Source organism: Paenibacillus sp. FSL H8-0332 (assembly GCF_037963835.1).
Lineage (GTDB): Bacteria > Bacillota > Bacilli > Paenibacillales > Paenibacillaceae > Paenibacillus_AQ > Paenibacillus_AQ rhizoplanae.
The window spans coordinates 1,096,737-1,122,359 of the sequence record NZ_CP150145.1 but is presented as its reverse complement, the minus strand read 5'-3'; the positions used below and the strand labels follow the sequence as shown (position 1 = coordinate 1,122,359).

At 54.8% G+C, this 25,623-nt stretch carries 25 protein-coding genes; 12 read left to right on the top strand and 13 right to left on the bottom strand.

Annotated features, from left to right (window positions below; translation table 11 throughout):
* Positions 1–4: 4 nt before the first annotated feature.
* Positions 5–1,831 (bottom strand): DNA helicase RecQ, encoded by a 1,827-nt coding sequence (gene recQ / locus NST43_RS04965; RefSeq protein WP_339222908.1) that lies wholly within the window; start codon positions 1,829–1,831, stop codon positions 5–7.
* Positions 1,832–2,018: 187 nt separating this feature from the next.
* Between recQ and NST43_RS04960 the strand changes: the two genes are divergently transcribed.
* From NST43_RS04960 to NST43_RS04920, 9 genes are all read left to right on the top strand, one after another.
* Complete coding sequence (locus NST43_RS04960; protein ID WP_339222907.1) at positions 2,019–3,623, top strand: spore germination protein; 1,605 nt, start codon at positions 2,019–2,021, stop codon at positions 3,621–3,623.
* Positions 3,616–4,713 (top strand): endospore germination permease, encoded by a 1,098-nt coding sequence (locus NST43_RS04955; RefSeq protein WP_339222905.1) that lies wholly within the window; start codon positions 3,616–3,618, stop codon positions 4,711–4,713. Before NST43_RS04960 ends, NST43_RS04955 begins: the two co-directional genes overlap by 8 nt.
* On the top strand, positions 4,710–5,936 hold the full coding sequence (locus NST43_RS04950; RefSeq protein ID WP_339222903.1) for a Ger(x)C family spore germination protein: 1,227 nt from the start codon (positions 4,710–4,712) through the stop codon (positions 5,934–5,936). The genes NST43_RS04955 and NST43_RS04950 overlap by 4 nt, the downstream gene beginning before the upstream one ends.
* A gap of 42 nt (positions 5,937–5,978) precedes the next feature.
* A complete protein-coding gene (locus NST43_RS04945; RefSeq protein ID WP_339222902.1) occupies positions 5,979–6,164 on the top strand; it encodes a CLC_0170 family protein in 186 nt (61 codons plus the stop codon).
* 81 nt (positions 6,165–6,245) lie between these two features.
* Positions 6,246–7,217: an RluA family pseudouridine synthase gene (locus NST43_RS04940; RefSeq protein WP_339222901.1), complete on the top strand. Its 972-nt coding sequence runs from the start codon at positions 6,246–6,248 to the stop codon at positions 7,215–7,217.
* A gap of 58 nt (positions 7,218–7,275) precedes the next feature.
* Complete coding sequence (locus NST43_RS04935; protein ID WP_339222900.1) at positions 7,276–7,800, top strand: hypothetical protein; 525 nt, start codon at positions 7,276–7,278, stop codon at positions 7,798–7,800.
* Between the two features lie 21 nt (positions 7,801–7,821).
* Entirely contained in the window at positions 7,822–8,220 is a 399-nt protein-coding gene (locus NST43_RS04930; RefSeq protein WP_339222898.1) for a hypothetical protein, read from the top strand.
* Positions 8,221–8,245: 25 nt separating this feature from the next.
* Complete coding sequence (locus tag NST43_RS04925; RefSeq protein ID WP_339222897.1) at positions 8,246–8,815, top strand: TetR-like C-terminal domain-containing protein; 570 nt, start codon at positions 8,246–8,248, stop codon at positions 8,813–8,815.
* Between the two features lie 162 nt (positions 8,816–8,977).
* Positions 8,978–10,558, top strand: a complete 1,581-nt coding sequence (locus NST43_RS04920; RefSeq protein ID WP_339222895.1) for an oleate hydratase — start codon at positions 8,978–8,980, stop codon at positions 10,556–10,558.
* Positions 10,559–11,097: 539 nt separating this feature from the next.
* Here the strand turns inward: NST43_RS04920 and NST43_RS04915 are convergent.
* Positions 11,098–11,823 (bottom strand): DsbA family oxidoreductase, encoded by a 726-nt coding sequence (locus tag NST43_RS04915; protein ID WP_339222893.1) that lies wholly within the window; start codon positions 11,821–11,823, stop codon positions 11,098–11,100.
* Between the two features lie 252 nt (positions 11,824–12,075).
* On the opposite strand from NST43_RS04915, the gene NST43_RS04910 reads away from it, so the two are divergent.
* Positions 12,076–13,008, top strand: a complete 933-nt coding sequence (locus NST43_RS04910; RefSeq protein ID WP_339222892.1) for a glycosyltransferase — start codon at positions 12,076–12,078, stop codon at positions 13,006–13,008.
* Between the two features lie 127 nt (positions 13,009–13,135).
* Here the strand turns inward: NST43_RS04910 and NST43_RS04905 are convergent, their stop codons facing one another.
* Positions 13,136–14,890 carry an SGNH/GDSL hydrolase family protein gene (locus NST43_RS04905; protein WP_339222890.1) on the bottom strand — a complete coding sequence of 585 codons (1,755 nt, stop codon included), beginning with the start codon at positions 14,888–14,890 and terminating at the stop codon, positions 13,136–13,138.
* A gap of 201 nt (positions 14,891–15,091) precedes the next feature.
* A complete protein-coding gene (locus NST43_RS04900) occupies positions 15,092–15,664 on the bottom strand; it encodes a TetR/AcrR family transcriptional regulator (RefSeq protein WP_339222889.1) in 573 nt (190 codons plus the stop codon).
* A 214-nt stretch (positions 15,665–15,878) separates the two neighbouring features.
* Between NST43_RS04900 and NST43_RS04895 the strand changes: the two genes are divergently transcribed.
* The gene (locus NST43_RS04895) at positions 15,879–17,018 is read left to right on the top strand and encodes an FAD:protein FMN transferase (RefSeq protein WP_209991591.1); all 1,140 of its coding nucleotides are present in this window, start codon (positions 15,879–15,881) and stop codon (positions 17,016–17,018) included.
* Between the two features lie 91 nt (positions 17,019–17,109).
* Here NST43_RS04895 and NST43_RS04890 read toward each other — a convergent pair whose 3' ends face one another.
* From NST43_RS04890 to NST43_RS04855, 8 genes are all read right to left on the bottom strand, one after another.
* On the bottom strand, positions 17,110–17,820 hold the full coding sequence (locus NST43_RS04890) for an HAD family hydrolase (protein WP_339222888.1): 711 nt from the start codon (positions 17,818–17,820) through the stop codon (positions 17,110–17,112).
* Between the two features lie 36 nt (positions 17,821–17,856).
* Positions 17,857–18,318 (bottom strand): GNAT family N-acetyltransferase, encoded by a 462-nt coding sequence (locus tag NST43_RS04885; RefSeq protein WP_339222887.1) that lies wholly within the window; start codon positions 18,316–18,318, stop codon positions 17,857–17,859.
* 12 nt (positions 18,319–18,330) lie between these two features.
* Positions 18,331–18,837 carry a metallophosphoesterase gene (locus NST43_RS04880; RefSeq protein WP_339222886.1) on the bottom strand — a complete coding sequence of 169 codons (507 nt, stop codon included), beginning with the start codon at positions 18,835–18,837 and terminating at the stop codon, positions 18,331–18,333.
* 248 nt (positions 18,838–19,085) lie between these two features.
* Positions 19,086–20,297, bottom strand: coding sequence for an anti-sigma factor (locus tag NST43_RS04875; protein WP_339222885.1), 1,212 nt, complete (start codon positions 20,295–20,297; stop codon positions 19,086–19,088).
* A complete protein-coding gene (locus tag NST43_RS04870; RefSeq protein ID WP_339222883.1) occupies positions 20,290–20,793 on the bottom strand; it encodes a sigma-70 family RNA polymerase sigma factor in 504 nt (167 codons plus the stop codon). Before NST43_RS04870 ends, NST43_RS04875 begins: the two co-directional genes overlap by 8 nt.
* 475 nt (positions 20,794–21,268) lie before the next feature.
* A complete protein-coding gene (locus tag NST43_RS04865; RefSeq protein ID WP_339222881.1) occupies positions 21,269–22,555 on the bottom strand; it encodes an AAA family ATPase in 1,287 nt (428 codons plus the stop codon).
* Between the two features lie 2 nt (positions 22,556–22,557).
* Complete coding sequence (locus tag NST43_RS04860; protein WP_339225336.1) at positions 22,558–23,997, bottom strand: RtcB family protein; 1,440 nt, start codon at positions 23,995–23,997, stop codon at positions 22,558–22,560.
* 361 nt (positions 23,998–24,358) lie between these two features.
* Positions 24,359–24,619, bottom strand: a complete 261-nt coding sequence (locus tag NST43_RS04855) for a YqkE family protein (RefSeq protein WP_339222879.1) — start codon at positions 24,617–24,619, stop codon at positions 24,359–24,361.
* 91 nt (positions 24,620–24,710) lie between these two features.
* On the opposite strand from NST43_RS04855, the gene NST43_RS04850 reads away from it, so the two are divergent.
* Entirely contained in the window at positions 24,711–25,061 is a 351-nt protein-coding gene (locus tag NST43_RS04850; protein ID WP_339222877.1) for a helix-turn-helix domain-containing protein, read from the top strand.
* Positions 25,062–25,083: 22 nt separating this feature from the next.
* On the opposite strand, the gene NST43_RS04845 is transcribed toward NST43_RS04850, so the two are convergent.
* Positions 25,084–25,587, bottom strand: coding sequence for a GNAT family N-acetyltransferase (locus NST43_RS04845; RefSeq protein ID WP_209991601.1), 504 nt, complete (start codon positions 25,585–25,587; stop codon positions 25,084–25,086).
* Positions 25,588–25,623 lie beyond the last annotated feature (36 nt).

Below are 25,623 nucleotides of genomic sequence, written 5' to 3'. Positions count from 1 at the left end.
TTCTTTACATGTCATTTTGAAAAAACTCCAGGAAGGCCTTGCCGTACTTCCGGTATTTCACTTCACCGACACCCTTCACCCTCAGCATCTCCGATTCCGTCTGCGGACAGACCACGCTCATCTCGCGCAGCGTCGCATCATTGAAAATGATGTACGACGGCACATGCTCGCGCCCCGCCAGCTCGCGGCGGATCAGGCGCAGCTGCTCGAACACCGTCTCGTTGACCGCAGACGGCGAAATATCGCGCGAGCGGCTGCGGTCCCTCGTGCCGGAGGTGACAAGCGTCCGGGCGACGCGCTGATGCACCTGGCGCTGGCCGCGCAGCACCTCGGCTGCCAGCGGCTGCAGCCGGACCACCGGATACTGGCCTTCGGACAAGGCCAGATAACCTTCCGAGATCAGCATATTGATGATCTCGGTAATCTCCTTCTCGCTGCGGCTGGACATAGCGCCGTGAGTCGGCAGCTGCTCGAAGCCGTATTGCAGCACCTTCTGGTTACGCGAGCCCTTCAGCACGGATGAGACCAGCGCCACCCCGTAACGCTCCCGCATCCGGTGGATGCAGGAGAAGATCTTCTGCGCTTCTACGGTGATATCCACCAGCTCACGCTCGTCGGTACAAGAGCTGCAGATCCCGCAGTGATCGTCGTCATGGCTCTCGCCGAAATAGTCGAGCTGCGCACTGCGCAGGCAGCGCGTGGTATAGCAGTATTCAATCATCTGCTGGAGCTTGCGGTATTCGTTGGCTTTGCGTTCCGGGTCCTGCGGGTTCTGCTCAATCAGGAATTTCTGGGTCATGATATCCTGCGCACTGAACAGCAGGATACAATCGCTCGGCTCCCCGTCACGCCCGGCACGGCCCGCCTCTTGAACATAGGCCTCCATGTTCTTCGGCATATTGTAATGGATGACATAACGCACGTTAGACTTGTCGATGCCCATCCCGAAGGCATTCGTGGCAACCATGACGCGGATATCGTCATAGAGGAAACCTTCCTGGCTATCTGCCCGCTCCTGGTCATTCATTCCGGCATGATAACGCCCGGCGGTGATGCCTGCGGCCTGGAGGCGCTGATAGAGATCATCCACCTCCTTGCGGGTGGCGGCATACACGATGCCCGGCTGATTGGCATGCTGAGCCGCGTAATCCAGCACGAACTCGCGCTTGTTCTCTCCGCGCAGCACGGACATCGCCAGGTTGTCGCGGCCAAGTCCGGTCATGAAGACGCCCGGCTCGCGCAGGCGCAGCAGCCGGACCATATCCTCCATGACCTCCGGGGTAGCCGTAGCGGTGAAGGCCGCCAGAATCGGACGCTGCGGCAGCTGCTCCACGAACGGGGAGACCGCCAGATAACTGGTGCGGAAGTCATGGCCCCACTGCGAGACGCAGTGGGCCTCATCGACAGCCACGCAGGAAATGTTCAGTCCCGCCATTTCCAGGCGGAACCAGTCCAGCTCCAGACGCTCGGGAGCTACATAGAGCAGCTTCAAGTCGCCACGGCGGGCCGCGCGGATGCGCTCATTCACTTCCTTGCCGCTCAGGGTGCTGTTGATATAAGCAGCGGGAATCCCTGCGGTCGTAAGAGCATCCACCTGATCCTTCATCAGGGAGATCAGCGGCGAGACAACCAGGGTAAGCCCCGGCTGCAGCAGCGCCGGAACCTGATAGCAAATGGATTTACCGCCTCCGGTAGGCAGAATACCAAGCGTATCGCGGCCTTCCAGCAGATTGTTCACAATTTTTTTCTGGCCCTCCCGGAAATCGGGATAACCATAATATTTTTGCAGCTCGGCCTGGGCCTGCTCCATTAATGATCCTTGCATCTCCATATCTCTTCAAACTCCTTAAGGCTTTCTACCTTTTAGTTTACCGGGCAACCGGCTGCCAAGCAACCGCCTGAGGCAGATATCATAGCACTCTTTCAGAGCTTGTTGCCTAGAAATTACATAAAAACAGCATGATCAAGCAACACTTTATATAGATTCAATCCAATTGCCTGTTAAGGAGGTAACCTATTTGCAAGATTGGAAGGATAAATACACCTCCTACTTACACAAGCAGCAGGCTTCTTCGCCGCAGCCGGCCAGCGGCAGCCAGCTTACAGGCAACCTGAAGACCGATATCCAGGAGCTTCTGGCACGGCTCGGGGAGAACGGCGATCTGGTCGTACGGGACTTTCAGCTTTTCGGAACCCGCCAGGCCGCGATGATCTTCTTCTCTTCCCTCGTGAATACGGAGCAGGTGCGTGAGCATGTACTGAAGCCGCTAATGGCACGCCCGTCTGAACATCCGGGAATGCCGGATCAAGCGGCAGGAATGACCCATTATATCTGGAGCACAGTAGTCCAGGTCACACAAGGGATAACCACGGCAGACCTGTCCACGCTTCCTCCAGCCGCCGTCAAGGGGGACCTCATTCTGTTGATTGACGGGGTTCCCGAAGCGCTCCACCTGGACATGCGGCAGATCGAGATGCGCGGTGTAGAGCAGCCGCAGACGGAGCAGGTGATCCGGGGTCCCCGGGAAGGCTATGTGGAAAAGCTGGAGAATAACCTCTCCCTGCTGCGCTACCGGCTGCAGAGTACGGACTTCCGGATTGAGATCAGTCCGCTCGGAACGCGTACCCAGTCTAGAGTGGCTCTGTGTTACATAGACAGCCTCGCTGACAGCGCTCTGGTTGCGGAAGCCATGCGCAGAATCTCGATGATTCATACTGACGGCATCCTGGATGCCGGGTACATTGAGCAATTCATCGAAGACCAGCCCCTGTCCCCTTTCCCGCAGGTGCAGAGCACCGAGCGGCCGGACAAGACCGTTGCCGCACTCCTGGAAGGGCGGGTGGCCATTCTCGTCGATGGCTCGCCGTTTGCCTTGATTGTTCCCGCCCTGTTCAATCAGTTCTTTCAGACGATGGATGATTACACGGAGCGCTTCATTATGGGCAGCCTGATCCGCATCATCCGGCTGATTGCTTTGGCCTGCTCGCTTTTTTTCCCGGCGTTATATGTTTCTGTCATCTCGTTTAACCCCGAGCTGCTGCCTACGGATTTCGCGGTGGCCATCTCGGGCGGAAGAGCGGGCGTACCGTTCCCGGCAGTTGTGGAGGTGCTGATCATGGAGGTGTCCATGGAGGTCCTGCGTGAGGCGACGATCCGTCTGCCGCAGATGATCGGCGGTGCATTATCTATTGTAGGCGTCCTTGTCATCGGACAGGCAGCGGTAGGCGCCGGGCTGGCCAGCCCGATCACTGTTGTTATTGTGGCCCTGACGACGATCGGTTCGTTCGCCACCCCTGCCTATAATGCGGCAATTGCCCTGCGGATGCTGCGCTTTCCGCTAATCATCCTGTCCGGTATGTTCGGCCTCTATGGCGGCATGATTGGTACAATTCTGATTCTGAACCATCTGTTGTTCCTGGAATCCTTCGGGGTTCCGTATATGTCCCCGTTCATTCCGGGCAAATGGCGCGATCTCAAGGATACTCTGGTAAGGGCGCCGCTATGGTGGATGCGCCGCCGTCCCAGCTTCCTGCATACCCAGGATAGTGACAGGCTGCCCAGCAGTGTTCCGTCCCGGGCAATAGACCAGATTCTCAGGCAGGGAGATGAGAAGAATGAATAAGCCACGCCAGATCACAACCCTACGCGCGGTAGCCGTGATCAGCAGCACGATTATCGGAGTGGGAATCCTGAGCTTCCCGCGCTATATGACAGAAGCGGGCAACACCAGCGCTCCATTCGTTGCGTTAAGCGGTGTGCTGATCTCCTTCATCATCTATTGGCTGCTGGTCTCCCTATGCCAGCGTTTCCCCCAGGAGACCCTGTTTGTGTTCAGCCGCCGGCTGATCGGACGTCCGCTTGCCGCTGTATTCACCCTGGCCATCATGCTGTTGTTCATTGTGCTGACCGGCCTCACCGTACGCCAATTCGGGGATGTGGCCACAACTGTGCTGTATAAAAAAACGCCGATAGAAGCAACCATATTCCTGATGCTGCTCATCAGTCTCTTGTCCTCCAGGCGCAATATTCTGAAGTTCTCTTATATCCATTCTTTCTATCTGCCGTTGATTGTAGGCTCTATTCTGGTTACCATCCTCATCTCGCTCAAAAATGTGGACATGCTCAATCTGCAGCCTGTGCTGATGGCACCTGGCGTTAAGTTCTGGAACGGCGCACGGCAGGCCACCTATCTGTTCCAGAGTGCCTTCGTTGTTGTGCTGCTGATCCCTTTAATGGAGAAGCCGAATCATGCCGTCCGGGCGGGAGCATGGGCCATCTTCATGTCCGGGGCGATCTACGTGCTGATTGTGATTGCCTCTGTAGGAATGTTTGGTGCCGAAGAGACCAAGCTGCTAATCTACCCCACACTGGAGATGGCCCGTTCGGCGGCCTTCGGCGAGGGATTCCTGGAGCGGCTGGATGCTATCTTCATTATCATCTGGGTGATCTCTGTCTTCACGACGATCTATACGACCTACTACATATCAGCTTATCTGCTGCAGAAGCTGCTGCGTCTCCGCGACCAGCGTATGGCTTCAAGTGTATTGCTGCCGGTGATGTTCATCCTGTCCATGCTGCCCTCCAATGTGTTCGAGACCTACAGGTGGTCTCTTCATCTGGGCAATGCCGGTATGATAATGATGCTGGGCTATTCGCTGCTCTTATGGACGGTCTATCTCATCAGACGACACGGGAAGAAGGTTTCCCCATGAACAAACAGCTTCCGCGTACACTCGCCCTGCTGCTCATGCTGGTTATCGCTGCCCCGCTGCTCAGCGGATGCTGGGATCAGGTGGAGATTGAGGACCGCGCCCTTGTTCTCGGGTTGTCCATTGACAAGATCTCTGCGGAGGAGGCGCAAATGGAAGACAGAGTCACACACATCCACGACGGCGGTCTACCGGCTGAGATGATCAGTGTCACCGCACAGATTGCCGTCCCGGGCAGAGTCCCCCTTGGACCCGGCACCGGCGGAGGGAGTGCCGGCGACAGCAAGACCAGTCCCGTCTGGGTGGTGACGGTCCAAGGCATTTCCCTCGACGATGCCATGAATAACCTGCAGCAGCAGATTGCCGACCCGCGTTATCTGGTCCACCTGCGGATCGTCATCATCAGCGAGGATATTGCCCGCGGCAGCCTTGCAGAGCTGAATGATTATCTCCGGCGCAACCCGGAAATCCGGCGCAGAACCTGGCTGCTCGTCTCCGAGGGCCGCGCTTCGGCATTTATGGATGTGAATCCGCCGCTGCAGCGCGTACCTACGCTCTATATCTTGTCGATGATGGAGAAATCTGTCTCCTCCGGCAAGTTCCCCCGCGATTATATCGGCACCTTCTGGTCAGCAGATTCTAAATGGGGACAAAGCGCCTATCTGCCTTATGTCGCACTGCGTAACAGGGACAATATTCTGATCAAAGGGCTGGCTTATTTCAGCGGCGGCAAAATGGTCAGCAAGACTGCCCCTATAGAAATCGGCGGGTTCATGGCCATGATGGGGATGGACCCCGGCGGGTATTCCACCATGCTCCATACCGGGAACCTGGGAATCGTTATGACCCAGATTAATGAACGCTTCACCCGGACCCGGAGCGAGATCAGGGACGGCAAGCCGCATTTGAGCTATCATATTTTCCTGGAGGGGGATTTGGATGAGCATTACAGCAGCGATATTCCCATCGACTCTCCCCTGAAGCTGCGTGAGATTGAGCGGGATTTCGAGCAGCAGATTCAGACGGTACTGACCCGGCTGGTCAAACAGACGCAGAAGGATCATTCCGATATCTTTGGCATGGGCGAAATGATCAGAAGCCATCATCCGGCCTACTGGAAGGAGCATGTTCACGACAAGAACGACTGGGAGAGCATGTACAGCAGCGTTGGTGCGGATATCAAGCTGACCCTGCATATCCGGAGAGTCGGACTCAAGCATAAATAAGTTCGGCCCCAGTCCAATATCTGTGCAAGGAGGAGGGAACGTATGGTTCGATTACTGGGAAGCATCGCCGGGATGCTGTTATTCTCCGCTATACTCCTGCTGGCTGTAGATGTCAGGATTTACAGCAGCAGAGGCTGGCTCCGGGAGCACAAATACGCCACCATCCTGGCCTGGAGCTTCGGCTTCCTCTCCCTGCTCCTTATAATCGGCCTGCTCCTCTATATCTAGCGCCCCCTTCCCTTCGTAGTATTTCTTCACCGCCCATGGTATATTGAGGAGTAACCTACTTAAAGGACGGAGAATGCGGTCATGAATACAAGAAGAACCAGAAATCAGGGGAACAGAACCTCTAACCATAAACAGGGAGCAAGATCCGGAGCCCCGGCCAAGCCGGCAGCTGCACCCAAATCCTTTACGGTAGCGGAGCCTGCGGAGCTGCTTGCTTTTCTGCTGAAGACGATTACGAACAAGGGGCGCAACTCGATCAAATCCATGCTCTCCCGTGGGCAGGTTGCTGTGAACGGCAAGCCGGTGACGAGGCATAACCATCAGCTCCATCCCGGCCAGACCGTAACGATTGACCAGGAGAAGCCTACCGAAGCCAAGGAGATGCTCGGGCTGACCATTGTCCATGAGGATGACGATATTATCGTGATTCAGAAGGATGCGGGGCTCCTGTCCATCGCAACCGGAGAAGACAATGAACTGACGGCTTACCGCCAGCTGATGGAGCATGTCCGCCTGAGCAACCCGAAGAACCGCGTCTATGTGGTGCACCGGTTGGACCGTGATACTTCGGGCGTCATGATGTTTGCCCGCAGTGAGGCAATTCAGCAGTCCCTCCAGAACAGCTGGAAAGAAACCGTCAAGGAACGCTCCTACGTGGCTCTGGTGGAAGGCGCCGTTAAGAAATCCGAAGGCACGATCAGCTCCTGGCTGAAGGAGACCTCCACGCTGAAGATGTACTCCAGTCCGCATGAGGGAGACGGGCTGCATGCCGTAACCCGCTACAAGCTGATCCAGGCGAACCGCCACTTCTCCCTGCTGGAGGTGCATCTGGAGACCGGACGGAAGAATCAGATCCGTGTCCACATGTCCGACATCGGCCATCCGATCGCCGGGGACAAGAAGTACGGCGCAGAGACCAAGGCGGTCGGCCGTCTCGGCCTGCATGCCCGCGTGCTCTCGTTCGTCCATCCGACCACAGGCGAAATTCTGACGTTTGAGAGCGCGATTCCGAAGACTTTTCTGAAATACACGGCACCGGCACCTACGAACTAATTGCTAAACTGTGAGTGTCGACAGCAGATCATAATATAATATAGATAAACGATAGAAGGTGCCGCTCTTGTTCCACCCTACTGTTTTTGACAATATCAAAATCGCCCTGGAGAACCAGATCTATGACTACGATAATCTGGATGGGATTCTAATTGTAACGGACCGGTCCGATCTGCTCAATCTCGCGTTGATGTCGCGCGAATTCAGCCTCGCGTTCAAGCTGACCGGAGGCCTGAATGTGACGTCTGAGATTCTGCTGCAGTCCACAGTGAAGGACCTCGGCGATGAGATTCTGGAGACGCCGGGCAGCGATCCGGGGTGCAGTCTTTTAATACGCTTTTATATGGAGATTGAAGATGTGAATGAGCAGTGTCCGGCCATTGAAGAGATTCTGACCCGAATCTGGGGACCCGAATTCCAGCCGGTGCAATCGCTCAGCTTCCGCTATGGACAGACGGACGATACGTACAATAACTGTGTTGAACTGCAATTCAAACGGCAAATTACCGAGGAGCAAATGGAAGATCTTCCGAACCTCCTGAAGTTCCTGCTGCAGAGCGCGGAGGAACTGGAAGAGGTATAACGCTATACATGGGGTGAGCTGATGATGAATTTCCTGCCTCCTGCCCGGACGGGCCGCTGGCTGGCATGGTCTGCCGGTTACGCGCTGCTGCTGTGGCTATTGCTGATTCTGCACCGGTACATGTGGTTAGGTGAGCCTTTCAACCTTATTCTTGCCGTACGCTGGGCCATCCTTGCCCTCGTCATCTCCGGTATAGTCAACGGGTTCGGCTGGTTGGGAGCGCAGCTTGTGTGGATTTTCTCAACCGCTGGAACTGTGGCCGGGCTCTTCCTGATGTACCTGTACACTTACCGTGAGATGTCGGGCTTCGAGGATCTTGCGGGCTTTCTTTCCTTCGGCCTGTTTACAGCAGGCGGCTTCGCTCTGGGTCTGATCGCCGAGGGCGGCCGGCTGCTGATTCACTATTGGCGCTCACGCTGATTCCTGTTAGGAGCTGATGACCCTTATGTCCAATTCCCTGCTGACCAAAAATGCGCTCGCCCGCTCGCTCAAAGACCTGATGGCCCATCTTCCGCTGAGCAAAATCTCCGTCCGGCATCTGGTCGAGGATTGCGGCGTGAACCGGCAGACCTTTTATTATCATTTTCAGGATATCTATGATTTGTTGGGCTGGATCTACAAGACTGAGGCTGTCGAGAGCATTGCTGAGTACCGCAGCTACAGCACGTGGACAGACGGATTCTACCGGATATTCTGCTATATCGAGAACAATAAGGCGTTCTGCTGCAATACCTTGGACTCCCTCGGACGGAGGCATCTGGACGCGTATCTGTATGAGGTGACGAATGATCTTGTCATGGGCGTCATCAACGAGCTGGCCACCGGGCTGGATGTCGGGACGCCGGATAAGCAGTTCATTGCCAACTTTTACACCCTGGCCTTCACCGGACTGGTCATTCAGTGGATGCAGGACGGGATGAAGGAGCAGCCGGGGCCGATGATCGAGAAGCTGAGCGTCCTGATTGAAGGGAACTTTCTGAAGGCGCTGCATAAATATGAGAACATTGTGTCGTAACCTTAGAGGCTACGGCATTTTTTCTGCTCAAAAATGTTACACTTTGTTCCATATGTCCAAATTTTATACAGATCCATTGCTTTGATGATACCCTCCAGGGCGGGACTGGATTACACTCGGTTCAGGTCCAGTAATCAAGCAAACCTATGGAGGCGGTAATCAGTGAAAAAAGAGTACGGTAACGAGCAGGTATATTTCGTAGGCGGTGGCATTGCATCCCTTGCGGGTGCGGCCTATCTGGTTAGAGACTGCAATTTTCCCGGACAGAACATTCACATTATTGAAGAGATGAAGATCCTTGGCGGCAGCAATGACGGAGCCGGCGATGCAGAGCATGGGTATGTCATTCGCGGCGGCCGGATGCTGAACGATGAGACCTATGAGAACCTGTGGGAGCTATTACGTACCATTCCGTCCATTGACCAGCCGGGGCTGACGCTGCGGGAAGAAATTGTTCAATTCGACGAGTCCAATCCAACCCGCGGCCAGGCACGGCTGATCAACAGCAAGGGTGAGGTTCAGGATGTCACCTCAATGGGCTTCGATATGGCAGACCGTCTGGCCCTGGGCAAGCTGATCATTACGCCAGAGCCGGCCATGGGAACCTTGCGGATTAACGACTGGTTCGGACCGCATTTCTTCACGACGAACTTCTGGTACATGTGGGCAACCACCTTCGCCTTCCAGCCTTGGCATAGTGCGGTTGAGTTCAAGCGTTATATGCTCCGCTTCATGCACGAGTTCCCTAGAATTCAAACGCTTGAAGGCGTAACCCGCACCCCGTACAACCAATATGATTCAATTATTCTGCCGCTGCATCAATATCTGGAGCCGCTGGGCGTAGATTTCAACTTGAAATGTACGGTAACTGATCTGGAATTCAAAGAAGGCGACGGCATTACAGTGACTGGGATGAAGGTCGTCCGCGATGGCGTGGAAGACACGATCCAGGTTCATGAAAGCGACCGCGTGATTGTGACTAACGGCTCGATGACCGAAGGCGCAAGCCTCGGATCGATGACCTCCGCTCCAGGGCTGAACGGTAAGGGCAGCTCATGGAAGCTGTGGGAGACAATCGCCGCGAAGAAGCCGGGTCTCGGCAATCCTTCTTCCTTCGACGATCATGTGGATGAGTCCAAATGGGAATCCTTCACAGTGACCTTCCAGGACTCGAAGTTCTTCGACCTTATGGAAAAGTTCACCCGCAACCGGGCCGGAACCGGTGCACTCGTCACCTTCAAGGATTCCAGCTGGCTGATGTCTGTCGTGCTGGCCTTCCAGCCGCATTTCCGCAACCAGCCGGAGCATGTCAAGGTCTTCTGGGGATATGGCCTGTACCCGGACAAGGTCGGCGATTATGTACACAAAAAAATGTGCGACTGTACCGGCGAGGAAATTATGGAGGAGCTGATCGGGCATCTGCACTTCGCAGAGCATAAGGAAGAGATCATGGCTACCGCCAACTGTATTCCTTGCATGATGCCGTATATCACCTCCCAGTTCATGCCGCGCCTGAACAGCGACCGGCCGCAGGTGGTGCCTGAAGGCTCAACCAACCTGGCCTTTATCGGCCAATACTGCGAAATCCCGGACGATATCGTTTTCACAGAAGAATATTCAGTCCGTGCCGCCCGCATCGCCGTCTACACTCTGTTCGGCCTGAACCGTCCGGTGGAGCCGATCAATGCGTACCAGCATGATGTCCGCACTCTGCTCTCCAGTCTGGTGACCTCGTTCCGGTAACGGAATGGAGATGCGTCGGCGGCATAATGTATTCGGTTTTCCGCACACATTGGGACCACTCACCTTCGTGCTAGCACATTGCCATTGTGTTCGATTTCCCGCTCAAGACTAGTGCTTCCTGTACGCAATAAAAAACCCCCGCTGCATGAATTTCATGCGGCGGGGGTTTGGTGCGTCAATATGTTGCAGATTTACTCTGAAGGGCCAGTGGCGGCAGGAATATCACACTTTCCAGCCTGTTCCGATCAGCCCAAGCCTCCTGGCTGGCTGGAGCACGCTACATGGACTCAAGCAGCGGACTCCAGTGCGCTTATTTGTACCAAATCATCTTTTGCGGCAGCGTTGCGGACCCCAGTGCGCTTAAGTGCCGAATATCCTACATTTTCGCTTCAAATACACCTGCATAGCGTCCTCTGAGTCCGGCAAGCCGCTCAAAATGGCCTTTTGGCGCAATTAGCAGAACTGTAGTCCGTAACCAGACTCATTCGTCCCGGCGCAGCACACAGCTACACTTAACTCAAGCCCACACCTGATCGCAATCAGATGCTGCAAGAACCGTCATCGCAGCCGTCAGCAGACGGTGCAGCCCCGGACTTCGGCTGGCCAACCACCTGAAGCTCTGGACCCTTCTGTTCCTCCGCCCATACCGTGTCAAGCACTTCAGTAAAGACCGGACCCGGCTGCGCACCGGAGACGGCGTACTTATTATTGAAGACGAAGAACGGAACGCTGGTGATGTTCAGCTGCCCGGCAGCTTCAATGTCAGCCTCAACCCGGTCACCATAAGCCTCACTGTTGAGCACCTTTGCTACTTCAGCCTGATCAAGTCCGGCCTCGGCGGCCAGTTCAGCCAGCACTTTGCGGTCACCCACATTAAGCGAATCGGTGAAATAAGCGCGCAGCAGCCGTTCGGTCAGCTGCGGAGCCTTGCCCTGAGTAGCGGCATAATGGCTCAAGCGGTGAGCGTCAAAGGTATTTGTAGACTGAATCGTATCGAAATTGAACTCCAGCCCCACACCCTGCGCCTGCTCGGCCAGCTGTGCGTTCATCTCCTTGGCTTTGTCACGGGTCATGCCGTATTTGCCGGCCAGCAGCTCATGGATATCTCTCGTCTCATCAGTGCGTGCATTCGGGTCCAGCTGGAAGCTGCGGAACACGACCTCCACCTGGTCACGGCCGGGAAATTGGCTCAGCGCGTGCTCCAGCCGTCTTTTGCCGATATAGCAGAACGGGCAGGCATAATCGGACCATATATCTATTCTCATGGGAATTCCTCCTGAATGGTAGTGGTATTGGTATTGCAATTCACTTACTATTATATAGTTAAAAACCGAAAATTACAAACAAACTTTCTGAACGGCCCTCGCTCGCTGGATACCCCGTACCCCCCCCTCTCTGCTGGCTTCCGGGAGAAAAGTAAACGAAAGAGGTATATACGTCCGCCCGGCCGGGCAGGTAAAATTAGAGCAACTAATTCAAAGCGGACGGTCTATGGCGTCCCGAAAGGAGTCAGCGGCATGCATGACCTGTCTATAGTCATTCCCACGCGTAACCGGATCAGCGATCTGACCCTCTGTATTGAATCCATCGGCGTGCAGACCGGCCTGGAGAATGTCTCCATCGAACTGCTGATCGTGGACGACGGTGAGATCGAAGAGCAGGTGCTGGAATATTTCCGCGAGGTGCTCGGACGTCTTCCGGATGCCAGCCTGCGTTATTACCGCAAAACCAAGCCTGGCGTCTGGCTCTCCCGCTACGAGGCCCTCGGACTCATCGACGGGGAGATTCTGCTCAGCTTCGATGACGATGCAGAGCTGGACGATCCGCTCTATATCCGCCGGATGCTTGATACCTACGCCTCAGACCCGTCCATTGTCGGGGTCGGCGGAATCGCCAAGGGTCTCTCCAGCAGTAAATCGGGCAAGCTGCTCGGCAGGCTGACCTGTCAAATGTCGGCTTCGCCAGGCAGACTATCGGCAAGTACACTGGCCGGATCTCTTCTTTTGTGGGGGGAGACCGAGAATGTTTTTGAGACGGATTTCTTCCATGGCTGCAATATGTCCTTCCGCAGCTCGGCGCTGCAGGACATGAAGCCGTACCCCTGGATGACCAGCTACGCGGTGGCGGACGACATCTATATGTGCCATCTGGCGAGCAGATACGGCAAGCTGGTGATTAACCCGGAGCTGAAAATCATGCATCATGAATCGCCCAGCTCGCGCGACAAGGCAGGCCGGGTCGCCCGGGCGACCGCAGTCAATCATTATTATCTGCTGAATCTGCGCAAAGCACCCGTGAAAAATTATGCGGCTCTGCTCTGGACACTGACCTATCTGACGGCAAAAGCTACCCTGAAACGAAATTTCAATGCCGTCTCGGGCTACACCAGCGGCATTCTGTTCGTCCTTAATCCCCGCAAGAATAAATACAGGGAATTCATGCTGGATTAGACGGATTCCGCGCTACCCCAGAAGTCCTGAGCCACAAGCTGAAACGCCGTCCTGTTCATGAACGGTACAAAAAGGGTGCCACAGGCAGCCGCTTCAATGCGGCCTCTGTGGCACCCTTATATTATTCTTAAGCCGAATAGCCAAAGCCCAGGATGGTGAAGCACTTCTCCTGATCCTCCGGCGCCATCCGGATTTCCACCAAATGCTGCTGGCTCTGCTCATTTTTGTACAGAATCACGGCGTTGCAGTGCGTCCAGCTATTCACATGCGGATCTGCCGTCAGAACCAGCTTGCCGTCCACGTAAACCTCCGCCTTGCCTACATCCGGGCTGCCCGAATCCTTGAAGACCAGGATCAGATTCTTGCTGGTGATTGTCAGCCTGAAGCCATCCTCACCGGACGCAGCCGTGTGCATCCAGTTATGCGGGAATTGCGGAGTGCCAAACGGATCGGCATCCATCTCCACCTGCTGCAGCTCCTCATCCGTACCGTGGAAGCCGCCAGCTTCAATAGTAATCGCAGCACCTGCACTGCCCAGATCACTTATACGGTCCAGCAGCCGGACATGGGCAAAATCATTGCCGAGCACAGGCGGTCCCGCCAGAATATCCTCCTCTTCTTTATCCATCGCCGCCCTAGCAGTTTCGGAGAACAGGTAGGCTAAGGAGTCCGCCATTACGCGGTGCCCGTCATTCGTGGGGTGATAGATATCGTAGAAGAATTGCCGTTTGGAGATGATATTCCCTTCGGCCTTGCTAAGCCGGAACTGCTCTGTTACTGCATCTTTGACACTGACCATCGGGAGATTATAGCGTCTGCCTACCGGGGAGAGGCGGTCCTGCAGGTTCCAGTCGTTCACGAAGACACTGAACAGCAGGATGACGGCTGGCTGGCTTTCGGCAGACAGGATTTTGAGACAGAGGCTCTCGAAGCAGTTGCCCTTCGTCTCGTCCCCTTCATCATTCACGGCAAATTCCACCACTACGATGTCAGGAGCTGCTGCACCATCCTTCAGCACATCCCGCTCATAGCGTATCATCCCCAGCTCGGAGGGCGTCCCGCCAACCCCGGCCTTAATGAAGTGAATATTCTCTCCTCCGTCCTTGCCGAATAGCTCCTTAAATCTCAAGTACGACTGATAAGCATAGCATTCGGTATGGATCGGCTTGGCTCCGGCCCCCTGTGTGATAGACCCGCCAATATAAGCAATCGTCACATCCTCGCCGCTTGCAGCCTTGTCCATCGCCCGCTTCAGCCGCCGGTTATTGCCCGCATGCAGCAGAGACTTCGCAATCATCCCGCGGTAGGCAGACGAATCGAAGTCTACCGGGGGTTCAGCTGTCAGCTCAGGCGCCGTGTACCCGTCATTCAGGTAGAGCACGATGCTCGCTATCGCCAGTTCCCCCTCCTTACTGAATTCAAAGGCATATTTGCCGGGAGCCACATCCTCCTCAGACCACTCGTTCTCCTCCAGCCTCACTATGATTTCCGTTCCATCGCCCGGACAAGGGACCCGCAGCTGAGTGCCGGTCTCATACTTGCTGGTTCTGCCCCAATTCTGCATGAGAAAAGTGACCGCTGCCCCTTCCTCCGCCGTCTTCACGGACACTCCAATGCTGTGCACCAGCTTGCGGAAGCCGGTCCAGTCTCTAAGCATCCCCAGCATCTGCTCATCCGTAACCCCGCCTATGTATTTGGCCTTATCGATCAGATAGTTCCCTTCCAGATAGACCTCTTGCGAGGGCTTGCCCTCCGCCCGGGCGGTTGCCTCAATCGCCGTCTCGAACATGACGAAGAAGCCGTCACGGCGCTCCACTGGATCTTGAGGTGCCGCCGGACCCTCCTGCCCGCCAAAAACGGTACCGTTGTTATACTCTTCCATATCCATCAGCCTCACTTTGTCTGAAGGCGCTCTCACCCATCAGGAGCAGGACAGCTCTCACCCGTTGCCATGCCCGCTTTTGACTTCAGCTGCGCCATAATCGTCTACATTAACGCTTTCATTATAGCCCGGGGTACCGGAGCAGCTCAACGTACAATCTAAAGCTCTGTTTAGTTATTACAACAATTCGCTAGTTTGCCTCTATTGCAGCATTCCGGTGGAAATGAACAGAATCATATGCTCTTTGATCTTGTCCTGATCCAGCGGCTCATGGGATTTGTTCCATTCCGTGGTCAGAGCCAGATACATCCGCAGAATCATAAACGCAGCCACACTGGCATCGCAAGGCTTCACTTCTCCGCTCCCGATGGCCTCCTCGATCTGCTGCTGCAGGAAGTCCAGCGCGTAGCCCTCCATCCGCTTCACACCTTCGAGCGCCTGGGCCGTACCGATATCCCGTACCTCCTGGGCCAGCTTCACGAACAGCTCGTGGTCCAGGCGGAATTCCAGAATGGAGTCCAGCAGATTAAGCAGCTTATGCACGAAGGAAGTTTGCTGCGCAGCCACACGGCTCATCACCGATGTTAATTCGGAGGTGGCCTTGTCCAGAATTTCCTCGAACAGTTCTTCCTTGGTTTTGAAAAAGGTATAGATCGTGCCCTTGCCCACATTGGCGATTCTGGATACCTGATCCATCGTTGTAGCCTTATAGCCAAATTGTACAAAAGACAGGGTTGCTGCCTGCAGGATTAACGCTTTACGGTCAATAGACATGGGTCATGCTCCTTTACTGTAAACAAGTGGAGAAATAGAAGGATAAGTTATAACGTGAAACATATAAACTTATATTTTGAAAATATCACATGCCTCCCCCTTCGGCAAGCCGCTCTTCTGCACAAAATGTCATCAAATGAGTATCCATTGCCGTTCTTTCTGGGGTATGATAGTAAAGATGCAACCACGAAACTAATTGTATGGATGGTGAAATATGTCTGAAATCAAAAAAACATCTAAGAACAAAAAAACCGTTGTAATTCTGGCCGCGCTCGTTGTTGTTATCGCTGCGGCTGTGGTTATCTGGCTTACAGTAGGCAACAACAAGAGTGAAAACAGCCCGGCTGCTACAGAAACCCCTGGCGGCGCCTCTGCCTCCAAAGACGGCGATACGAAGTCCCTGGAGCAGACGTTTTATATTTATGATACCGTCGTGACTATCAAGGTGTTCGGTAACACGGTGGAGCAGAAGAATATGGATGACATTCAGGCCATGCTGGAACGGATGGACATCGAGTTCAGCCGCACCAAGACAAACGGAGAATTGTACGCAGTGAATCAGGCCGCGGGCAAAGAAGCCGTTGCTGTGTCTGATGAAACGCTGGATATCGTGAAGCTCTCCCTCAAATATGCCGAGGAAATGGACGGGCTGTATGATCCGACGGTTGGCCCGCTTGTGGATCTCTGGGCGATTGGCGAAGGCGGGGACCATGTGCCTGACCAGGCTGCGATCGACAAGGCCCGCAGCTTGACCAACTATAAGGATGTTATCGTAGATGAAGCCGCGAAGACGGTCAAGTTAGCCAAAGAAGGCATGGTGCTGGACATGGGCGGAATCGGCAAAGGCTATGCGGCTGACCGGATCGCCGACTATCTTAAGGCTCAGGGCCTGAACAGCGCGATGATCAATCTCGGCGGCAGCAGCATTATCGCCCTTGGCAACAAGCCGAACGGCTCCCAGTGGAATATCGGCCTGCAGGACCCGGATCAGAGCCGGGGCTCCCAACTGGGCACGATTAAGATTACCGATGAGGTCATTGATGCTTCCGGGGTGTATGAGCGCTTCTTCATGCAGGACGGGGTGCGTTACCACCATATACTCGATCCGCGTACAGGCTTCCCTTCCCAGAACGGGCTGAAGAGTATTACCATCATGAGCCCGAGCGCGACAGACGCGGACGCTCTTTCCACCGGTGTGTTCCTCATGGGCCTGGAAGAAGGCCTGAAATATCTTGAAGCAATGCCAGAGAAGGTTGAGGCCTTCTTCATTACGGATGACAACAAGATCTATGCCACCTCTGAGCTGAAGAAACGGCTGAATCTGACCGATCCGACTTATAGCTTCGCTAATTAACGGAGCTTGGTGCCTGAGCGGCTAAGTAACTTCCAGGTAAAATACAGAAAGGTGCCTTCCACTCACGGAGGGCACCTTTTCTGTATGAATATCACACCAGCGGCAGCTCGCTGAACTCCTTGTAATTCGTGAAAATATAGCTCGGCGTATGGTCCGTGCCCGGCCTCCGCCCGCGTGGATTGTACCAGCACACCTGCCAGCCTGCCGTAAGCGCCCCGACCACATCGTTGGCCCAGGTATCGCCCACATATAGGCTGTTCTCCGGTGTCGTTCCCGTCACCCTGTTGACATGGGCGAAGATGGCCGGGTCCGGCTTCGCCAGACCGACCGCATCCGAGATGAAGATCATCTCCGGGGGAATGATCCGGTCGATGCCCAGCCCGCGCAGCTTGCCCATCTGGTGCTCCTGCGGGCCGTTGGTGATAATGCCTACCGTATGGCCCTTATTAATGAACCGCTGCAGCTGCTCCGCTACGCCTTCGATCATCTCAATCGTATACTGGCGGGCAATATAGGAGGCCTGTATCTGCACAGCCTGCTCCCGGGAGAGCGGCAAGCCAAATTCGGCAAAAGCCAGCTCCAGCCGCAGCACCCGCGTCTCCTCCAGCTCCATCTCCCCGCGCAGATACTTCGGCCACAGCAAATCGCTATGATGTCTTACCGTGTAGAACAGCTCAGCGTAATCCAGCTTGTCCTCCTCGGGGGCCAGCACCTCACGTACGGCTTCCCGGAAGGGAACCAGGTGGTCATACAGCGTATCATCCAGATCAAAAAACACAGCCAGCTTACGGTTTGTCTCCACTACATTAACTCTCCTAACTATATCTTCCAAATATCTTCAGAAATATAAATGATAAGTGAAAAAGCTCTCGTCCCGCTCATAACCATGAGCTTCGTATAGACGCTGTGCACCGGTATTGGTTGTCATGGTGGACAGCGTCAAACCCTTGGCGCCTGTCCCCTGCGCGAAGCCCTTCACGCCTTCAAGCAGCAGTGAGCCCAGTCCCTGTCCCCGCTGCTCCTTTGTTACGAACAAATCGTTCAGAATCCATACCGGCTGGACCGTGATGGAAGAGAACGAGGGATATAACTGCGCCAACCCATAGATCCGCCTGTCTTCACCCTCACCGGCAACTGCCATGAAGACAACCGATTCCTCATGCTGCAGTCTTGCCGTCAGGAACTCGCGGGCAGCTTCCAGGTCAGCGGCTTGGCCGTAAAAGCTGCGGTATTCATCAAATACAGGTGCCAGCTCCTCCACATCCTCAAGAGCCGCCCGTTCAAAGCGAAAATTCAGCATAGCTGCGCCCCCTTATTCCCTGGAATCGTAAAAGACATGACGGGCGGTAATTTTACCGTCCTCAATATCCATCAAGCCGAACGAATACTGCTTCTCCCGGCGTTTGTCCGTAGGCGAGCCCGGATTGAACAACAGAATCCCCTTCTCCCGGCGCATCAGCGGCTGATGGGAATGGCCGAACAGAATGCAGTCCACATCCTCCCCTTCAAAAGCCAGCAGCGCATTCCCATCCGTTCCCTTGCGGGAATATGGCGCATGTCCGTGAATCATTCCGATGCGCATGCCTTCAAGCGTAAGGATTTTGCTCTCGCCGAAGCGCTCAATAATCTCATAGCCATCGTTGTTCCCGGCAATCCCCTCTACCGGAGCAAGCTCGGCCAGCAGTTCATAAATCTCGGGCGACACCCAGTCTCCCAAATGCAGAATGATATCCACCTGGCGGAATTCCTTAATAAGCACGGACGGCAGCCCCTTCGCCCTGCTTGAGAGATGTGTATCCGAGACCACTCCTATCTTCATCTGCATTCTCCTCCTTAGTCAAAATGGCTAAGAAGCGCGGTAAACTGCGATTCCCAGCCATTTTTATGTTCAAATCCAAGTTTACGTTCTATCATTGTACGATGCCCTGAAGAGGGAATGCAAGCGGAAGGCCCGGCGTCTGCCGCCGCTTCGCCTTGCCGGGCAAGGTGCTTTTCTTCTGCATTTGCGAACCTTATAATGAATGGACATACCTATAATTTGAGAGGACCTTTCATATATAGCGATCCTCACTCCGTCCAGTTCCAAAGCCGTACTTCCCCTACCTGGAGGTGGCTCACCCATGAAGCCTCGCGCAGCTTCAGCAGCTCCTTGACCGGTCCGGTGACTACGGCCCCATAGAGCTTCACTCCGTTCTGCTCCAGATAGGCCACGGAGGTATCTAACTGATTGATATGCACCGCTCTGCCAGCGAGTGTCTGATGCTGCTGCAGCAGCTTAAGCGTCTTGATAAAGTTGGCATCCCGCAGCGCGCCGCTCCCGTATTCTTCAACGGAAGGCGATACGCTGCTATAGGAGGATACCGAGCTGAACCAGCCTGTCTTGGTAGTGGTGACTTCGGATTTCTTCATATCGTCCTTGTGCCACATAGGCTGATAGGGGAAGCCAAGCGGATATATAACCACATCGTTATCCCTCGTTAAAGGTCCGGCATCCGCCCCGAACCAGACAGGCTGAAGGTTCAGCGGCTCCAGCTGCTTCAGGAGTTCATCTGTGGTATATAAATGGCCGAGTGACAGATACGCCTCAGCAACCGTACCTTCAGGAAGCTTCGCAAGCCTCTTCCACTGGTCATTATCATCCCCTCCAACGGCGCCGCCCTTCGCTGACGGATAATAGAACACTTTTCCAGACCCGTTCCGCTCATCCATCCAATTATATATACCATTATTGGCCAGTCCCAGAAGGAAATTCTGTGAATAATTACCGGCCTGAATGCTCTCGCTGCCCACCTGCTTCAGCAGATTCCCGGATAACTCCATCCGGAAAAAATAATGTGCATCCGATGAAAGGCGCACCGTGGTGTTGGGGCGGGTAACGGCAATCGCTGATTCTACCACATCACGGTAAGTGTCGCCGCGGTCTCCGGTGTTGTAGAAGACTACTGTGATAATGCTGCTAATGACCGTAAAGATCAGGAACGCCGAAAATACAGTAAGTGTATTGTTAATCCGCGCCTTCCATTTGCCCCGGCGAATAATGGACTTCTCTCTTCGCTTCTTCTTCGCCTTCTTGAACCCTGGAGTTGCGCTACCTTGCGGGTCCGCCTTGGTCCAATTCCCGGTGGCCTGCCCTTCCTGCTCCTCCCGTTCCATCTGCTCCTCCAGATACAACTGATATGCCTCAAGCTTCACAAGCTCGCTCTCCAGCTCCTCACGCTCCTCCTCCGGGAGGGTACCTTCACTGTATTTGCGCAGCTTCTCTTTGAATTCCTCACTCATGCTCATTCCTCCTCCGCTCCGCCTCACGCAGCTTCTGCCTGGCGCGGAATACCAGTATCTTGTATTGGGACAAGCCCACCTCCATAATGTCAGCGGCTTCCTTATAGCTCAGCCCGTGCACATCGTGCAGCAGCAGCGCATGGCGCTGCCCCTCCGGCAACAGGCTAAGTGCCCGCGCCGCTTCCTCCCAGCGTTCCTGCTTCAGCAGAGTGCCCTCCGTTGTCTCCGGGTGGGGCAGGCTGCTGAAATAAGCGCCTTCCTTCGCCACACTCCGCTTCTCCTTGCGTGTATAATCCACGAATGCATTATACGCGACCCTGAACAGCCACGGCTTAACCCGTTCCTCCCGGCAATCCTCCAGATACAGATACGCCCGGTAAAAGGTATCCTGCATCAAATCTTCGGCCGCATGGTGGTCCTGGCAGAGGGAGCGCAGATAGCGGTAGATGTCGTCAACATAAAGTTCATATAGTTCATCCAGCGAATTCGGCTCCATCTCCTCCCCCCTTACTCCATCCACGTATGAGCATGCGAAAAGTTACACTTCTGCAGGAAATTCCCCGTATCCGCGCCGTTGCTGAGGGGACAGAGGGTAAACGGAGCTTGTTAACGGATGACCTAAGTGGAATTAGTACATCTAATTTGGCGCCAAAGTTCCACTTATAGGTAGCAGTTGGTAAAACAGCACTTAATCGGTCCGATTTCAGCTGAATTCAGGGAATTCGGTGGATTAAGTGGACTTTTTCCAACTGCTCACTCACAACTCTCCGTTTCAGCAGAATTAAGTGCCTTTTTTCCAACTAAGCCAGCAGTCCTGGTAGCCACTAAATAAGGAGTAAGCTTCGCCTCCCCCAAACACATAAACTCTTATCCTTCCAGGAAAAAGGGAGCCTCAAGGCTCCCTCCGGTACAGCTTCGTATTCAGTTACGGTCCTGCCGCGAGCGCATAGGGACTACCTCCAGCAGACGAATCAATAAAACCCGATACTGGACGAAGCATCCTTCATCCATTCCCGTTTGCGGCCTTTGTCCAGCTCGCCGCGCATCCCCCGCACCAGCGACTCCACCTCAGCCGTGCCGTTCTCATGCCATTCCAGCGCCGCACTGACATACAGCTCCCCCAGCTGGGTCAGGGAGAAATCTCCGGTCAAGCGCGCAGCCGTGGCCGTGCCTTCTTCTCCAACGAAGGCGGAGAAGCCTCTAAGCTGCAGGTATTCAAGGCGCAGCGCCTCGCTCGGCATCTTGATCTCATAAGCCCGGTCGAAGCGCCCGGCGCGGTTCATGAGACCCGGGTCGATTTTATCCGGGTAATTGGTTGTGCCGATCAGGAAGATCCCCTCCTTGGAGGTGGCCCCGTCCAGCGTGTTCAGGAAGAAGGAGCGCACCTCCTGCGGCATGGAGTCGATGTCCTCAATCACCAGCACCATCGGCGCCAGCCGGGCCGCAGCCTCGAACACCTCATTCACCGATTCACTGCTCGTATACTCCGTAATCTGCCAGTAGAGCACAGGTCCCGGAACGCTTCCGGCAATGGATTTGACCAGCGTAGTCTTGCCGTTGCCCGGATGCCCGTAGAGCAGGATCCCCCGTTTATACGGGATGTCATAGGTAACATAGAAGCTGCGGTCGCTATCAAAAAACTGGTCGAGTGAGCGGTAGATCTCTTTTTTGATCCCGGCATCCAAAATTACCTCTTCACGCCTAACCGCACGCGTAATCGGCTCATCCTCCCGGGAAATCCCGTTGCGCCGGTCGGTGAACACCGTCACCTTGTTGATATTCTGCTCCCGCTGACGCTTGCGCACATTGCCAAGGAAGAACTGCAGCTGCGCATCGGAGGCGGCAAATACATAATCCTGAAAGTTAATGCCGTTCTCCTGAAACACCGGCACCCGTGCCAGAGCTACGCCCATGGCCGGATACGCCAGCACATTATTGCGAACCGACAGATGGATATGGTACTCCGGCTGCTCTTTCTCATCGTCGAACACGAACGTCCGGTCCTCCAGGCGGTCAAAAATCCGCGCCACATGCTCCACTCCGGCATTCCCGCTCTGCACATCGTTCTCCAGCAGCTTCCAGTACTCACTGTTGGGGTCATCGCTGGCATACAGCTCATAGCGGACGCCGTAACGGGTGTGAAGGGCTTCAAGTATACCGTCCACCAAGCGGGCGTATACCTCATAACCTTTGATGATTCCGGCACTGTCCTCATGATATTCATAGATCACAGCTGGTTTCTTATTCTCCTGCTCCATCTTTATTTCGTCCCCTTTATCGCTGCGAGCGGCTTGCATTTGGCCACAACGGCAGCCAGGCCGGCGCCCGTAACGCTTTCTATGATCTCATCTACATTCTTATAGGCCTGGGGAGATTCGTCAATGATAGATTCCAGGGAATGCTGATTCACTACAATCTCATCTGCCGTCCCCACCTTCATCGACCGGGAAAATTCATGGACAGACACCAGCCGCTTCGTTGCCGAGCGGGAACGGATACGTCCTGCACCATGGCAGATTGAATAATAATTCTCTTCTCCTCCGGGCTGGCCGACCATGATGTAGGAAGCGGTGCCCATCGAGCCTGGAATCAGCGCCGGATGCCCGGTCGCCGCATAAGCCTTCGGGTTATCCGCATGGTCTGCGGGCAGGGCGCGGGTGGCTCCTTTGCGGTGGACGAACTTGCTGCCTGAGGAAGTCTTCTCTTCCCAGGCGTAATTGTGCATCAGATCGTAGAGGGTGCGCAGCTCGCACTTCGTGCCGAAGACGTCACGGAAGCCCTCACGGACTCCATAAGCGATCAGATGGCGGTTCACCACCGCATAGTTCAGCGCCGAGTACATCAGATTAACATAGCGCCGGGCCTGCGGATGTGCCAGAGGCGCATAGATCAGGCGCGGGTCGGCGCTGCCCAGTCCAAGCTGGCCCATGACCTTGGCGAAGGCCGGGGTACAGAACTGATTGACCATGCCTCCCCAGGCCCGGGAGCCGGAGTGGATCATCACGGCAATCTGCCCGTCCTTCAGTCCCCACGCTTCAGCGACCTCACGCTGCTCCTCAGCGATCTCAATCGCCTGAATCTCGACGAAATGGTTGCCGCCGCCAAGCGTGCCGAGCTGGCGGTGGCCGCGGTGCCAGGCCATATCCGGCAGCTCATTCAGGATCTCGTCATCGAAGGCCAGCTTGCTGATCTCCACATGGGACAGCGCGCTTGATTTCTTCGGGGTGTAGCTGTCCGGAACATATTTGTTCGGCAGGCCATGCAGTCCCTTGCGGACAATATTCTCCAGCCGGATATCACTGTAATGGCCGCGCTGCTGGGCCTCCATCGGCAAATACTTCTCAATCGCACGGACCAGCTTCCGGCGCAGCTTCACTTCACGCAGATCATCCATATGGAGATTGGTCAGATGCACACGCATCCCGCAGCCGATATCGCTGCCCACGATGGACGGCGACACATAGCCGGACGCGGCGTCCCAGACGGCAGTAGTTCCGATGCAGGTTCCGACGCCTACATGCACATCGGGCGTATAGCTCATATATTCAATACCCGGAATCTGCAGATTGTTGTTGGCCATTTCCAGGACCTTGTAATCCAGTGAGCCGAATAATTGCTCGCTGGCGTAGACCTTAAGGTCGCCGCCCGGAAGGGCTACCTCATGTTTGTAGCGGGACATCTCCCCCGCTTGGGGCATCATGTTATTCATCTATTTGTTCATTTCCTCTCAGGTTGGGTTTCAGGTACACAAAAAAGAGCCGCAGACCAGTTCTGATCATGCGGCTCCCGGCGTGCAGGGTGCAGCTTCCCGTTGAAGCTTGCACCCGTTCAAAGCACACCCGTATTCAGTTCAGACATCAGCAGCAATACCCTGCGTATTATGTCTTCCGGACGAAGGCGATGAGATCAGATCGTACATATGCGGTTGTCAGGTGATCCTGCTGTCTGTTCCGTTTATTTGTTCCAATCATGACCCATCAGCCTCCCTTCTCTAAATGATAAACCCAATAATATATGGCCTTGCAGCAGATTGTCAACCCTTTTTCTGGTAAAGTTTAATTTTATTTAAACTTGGACCAGTCCTGATTGCTGTTCTCCAGCAGATGACCGAAATCATTCTCCAGCCGTTTCTGCTCAGCCTTGCGCTTGTCCTCCGCCGCCTTCAGGACTGCGTCCTTCTTACCTTGCTCTTCGGCCTTCAGCGCATCAGACTGCGCCTTCAGCTTATCCAGCACCTCGCGGCTGAGCATGTCTTTAAGGGTTGCGGGAGCATCCGTTGCCGCAGGACGCGGAGCCGGGGTATTTTTCTTCTTTTTAGCCAAGAGAAATCATCCTTTCAAGCCGTGCTTTTCATTCAAATTTGTTTTAGGCGCAGGGCTTTTCGTTTATAATGTACAGTAAGAGGTGAGCCTAATGAAATCCATAGAGTTATGTCCAAGATTACAAAAAAGCATGGATATTATCGGCAGACGCTGGACGGGCTTAATCATCTATCAGCTGCTCTTGGGACCCCAGCGCTTCGGGGAAATTGAGTCCTCGCTGCCTGTCAGCGGCCGGCTGCTGTCTGAACGGCTAAAGGAGCTGGAGCAGGAAGGCATCGTGCTGCGCGAGGTATTCCCTGAGACCCCCGTCCGCATCCAGTATTCGCTTACAGGCAAAGGCCGGGCGCTGGAATCCGTCATCCGCGATCTCCAGGTCTGGTCGGAATCATGGATTACGGAAGAGGAATGCCGTTCCGCCTTCAGCGCTCCTCCGCAACCTTAATAAGGCCTGTCTATTTATACATTTACAGCTTGCGGCCAATGATGACCAGATCGCGCGGGATGCCGTCAAGCACCGCGACTCCCGGCAGAAGCCCCCACTCCTTGAATTCGAACTTCCGCAGCAGGGCGAGGCTGGGCTCATTATGGCCGAATACAAACCCGACCAGATTCTGCAGCCCAAGGCGCGGACATTCCTCCACCGCCTTGGCGAGCAGAATACTTCCGGCACCGCTGCCGCGGAATTTCTCATTTACATAGACACTAATCTCTGCTGTTCCATTGTAAGCCGGACGTCCGTAGAACGACTGGAAGCTGAACCAGGCCGCGATCTCGCCGCCCTGTCTCAGCACCCACAGCGGCCTGTGATGGCTGCTATGCTCATGGAACCATCCCACCCGTTCCTCCACGCTTACCGGTTCAAGATCCGCAGTGACCACTCTTCCGGCAACCGTCGAATTATAGATCTCCACAATTGCTTCCAAATCCTCTATTACTGCATCTTCTATGCTGTAAGCCTGCCAATCCATGCTGTATGTCCCCCTAATTGTGGTATGAGCATCTGT

Excerpts from the sequence above, each read along its gene's own strand:
- NST43_RS04880 (WP_339222886.1), bottom strand. The coding sequence starts at position 18,837 with ATGAAGATAGGAGTGGTCTCGGATACACATCTCTCAAGCAGGGCGAAG.
- NST43_RS04875 (WP_339222885.1), bottom strand. The coding sequence starts at position 20,297 with ATGAGTGAGGAATTCAAAGAGAAGCTGCGCAAATACAGTGAAGGTACC.
- NST43_RS04930 (WP_339222898.1), top strand. The coding sequence starts at position 7,822 with ATGATGAATTTCCTGCCTCCTGCCCGGACGGGCCGCTGGCTGGCATGG.
- NST43_RS04945 (WP_339222902.1), top strand. The coding sequence starts at position 5,979 with ATGGTTCGATTACTGGGAAGCATCGCCGGGATGCTGTTATTCTCCGCT.
- NST43_RS04850 (WP_339222877.1), top strand. The coding sequence starts at position 24,711 with ATGAAATCCATAGAGTTATGTCCAAGATTACAAAAAAGCATGGATATT.
- NST43_RS04950 (WP_339222903.1), top strand. The coding sequence starts at position 4,710 with ATGAACAAACAGCTTCCGCGTACACTCGCCCTGCTGCTCATGCTGGTT.
- NST43_RS04885 (WP_339222887.1), bottom strand. The coding sequence starts at position 18,318 with ATGCTGAATTTTCGCTTTGAACGGGCGGCTCTTGAGGATGTGGAGGAG.
- NST43_RS04895 (WP_209991591.1), top strand. The coding sequence starts at position 15,879 with ATGTCTGAAATCAAAAAAACATCTAAGAACAAAAAAACCGTTGTAATT.
- NST43_RS04910 (WP_339222892.1), top strand. The coding sequence starts at position 12,076 with ATGCATGACCTGTCTATAGTCATTCCCACGCGTAACCGGATCAGCGAT.
- NST43_RS04845 (WP_209991601.1), bottom strand. The coding sequence starts at position 25,587 with ATGGATTGGCAGGCTTACAGCATAGAAGATGCAGTAATAGAGGATTTG.
- NST43_RS04870 (WP_339222883.1), bottom strand. The coding sequence starts at position 20,793 with ATGGAGCCGAATTCGCTGGATGAACTATATGAACTTTATGTTGACGAC.
- NST43_RS04865 (WP_339222881.1), bottom strand. The coding sequence starts at position 22,555 with ATGGAGCAGGAGAATAAGAAACCAGCTGTGATCTATGAATATCATGAG.
- NST43_RS04955 (WP_339222905.1), top strand. The coding sequence starts at position 3,616 with ATGAATAAGCCACGCCAGATCACAACCCTACGCGCGGTAGCCGTGATC.
- recQ (WP_339222908.1), bottom strand. The coding sequence starts at position 1,831 with ATGGAGATGCAAGGATCATTAATGGAGCAGGCCCAGGCCGAGCTGCAA.
- NST43_RS04860 (WP_339225336.1), bottom strand. The coding sequence starts at position 23,997 with ATGATGCCCCAAGCGGGGGAGATGTCCCGCTACAAACATGAGGTAGCC.
- NST43_RS04940 (WP_339222901.1), top strand. The coding sequence starts at position 6,246 with ATGAATACAAGAAGAACCAGAAATCAGGGGAACAGAACCTCTAACCAT.
- NST43_RS04925 (WP_339222897.1), top strand. The coding sequence starts at position 8,246 with ATGTCCAATTCCCTGCTGACCAAAAATGCGCTCGCCCGCTCGCTCAAA.
- NST43_RS04905 (WP_339222890.1), bottom strand. The coding sequence starts at position 14,890 with ATGGAAGAGTATAACAACGGTACCGTTTTTGGCGGGCAGGAGGGTCCG.
- NST43_RS04915 (WP_339222893.1), bottom strand. The coding sequence starts at position 11,823 with ATGAGAATAGATATATGGTCCGATTATGCCTGCCCGTTCTGCTATATC.
- NST43_RS04900 (WP_339222889.1), bottom strand. The coding sequence starts at position 15,664 with ATGTCTATTGACCGTAAAGCGTTAATCCTGCAGGCAGCAACCCTGTCT.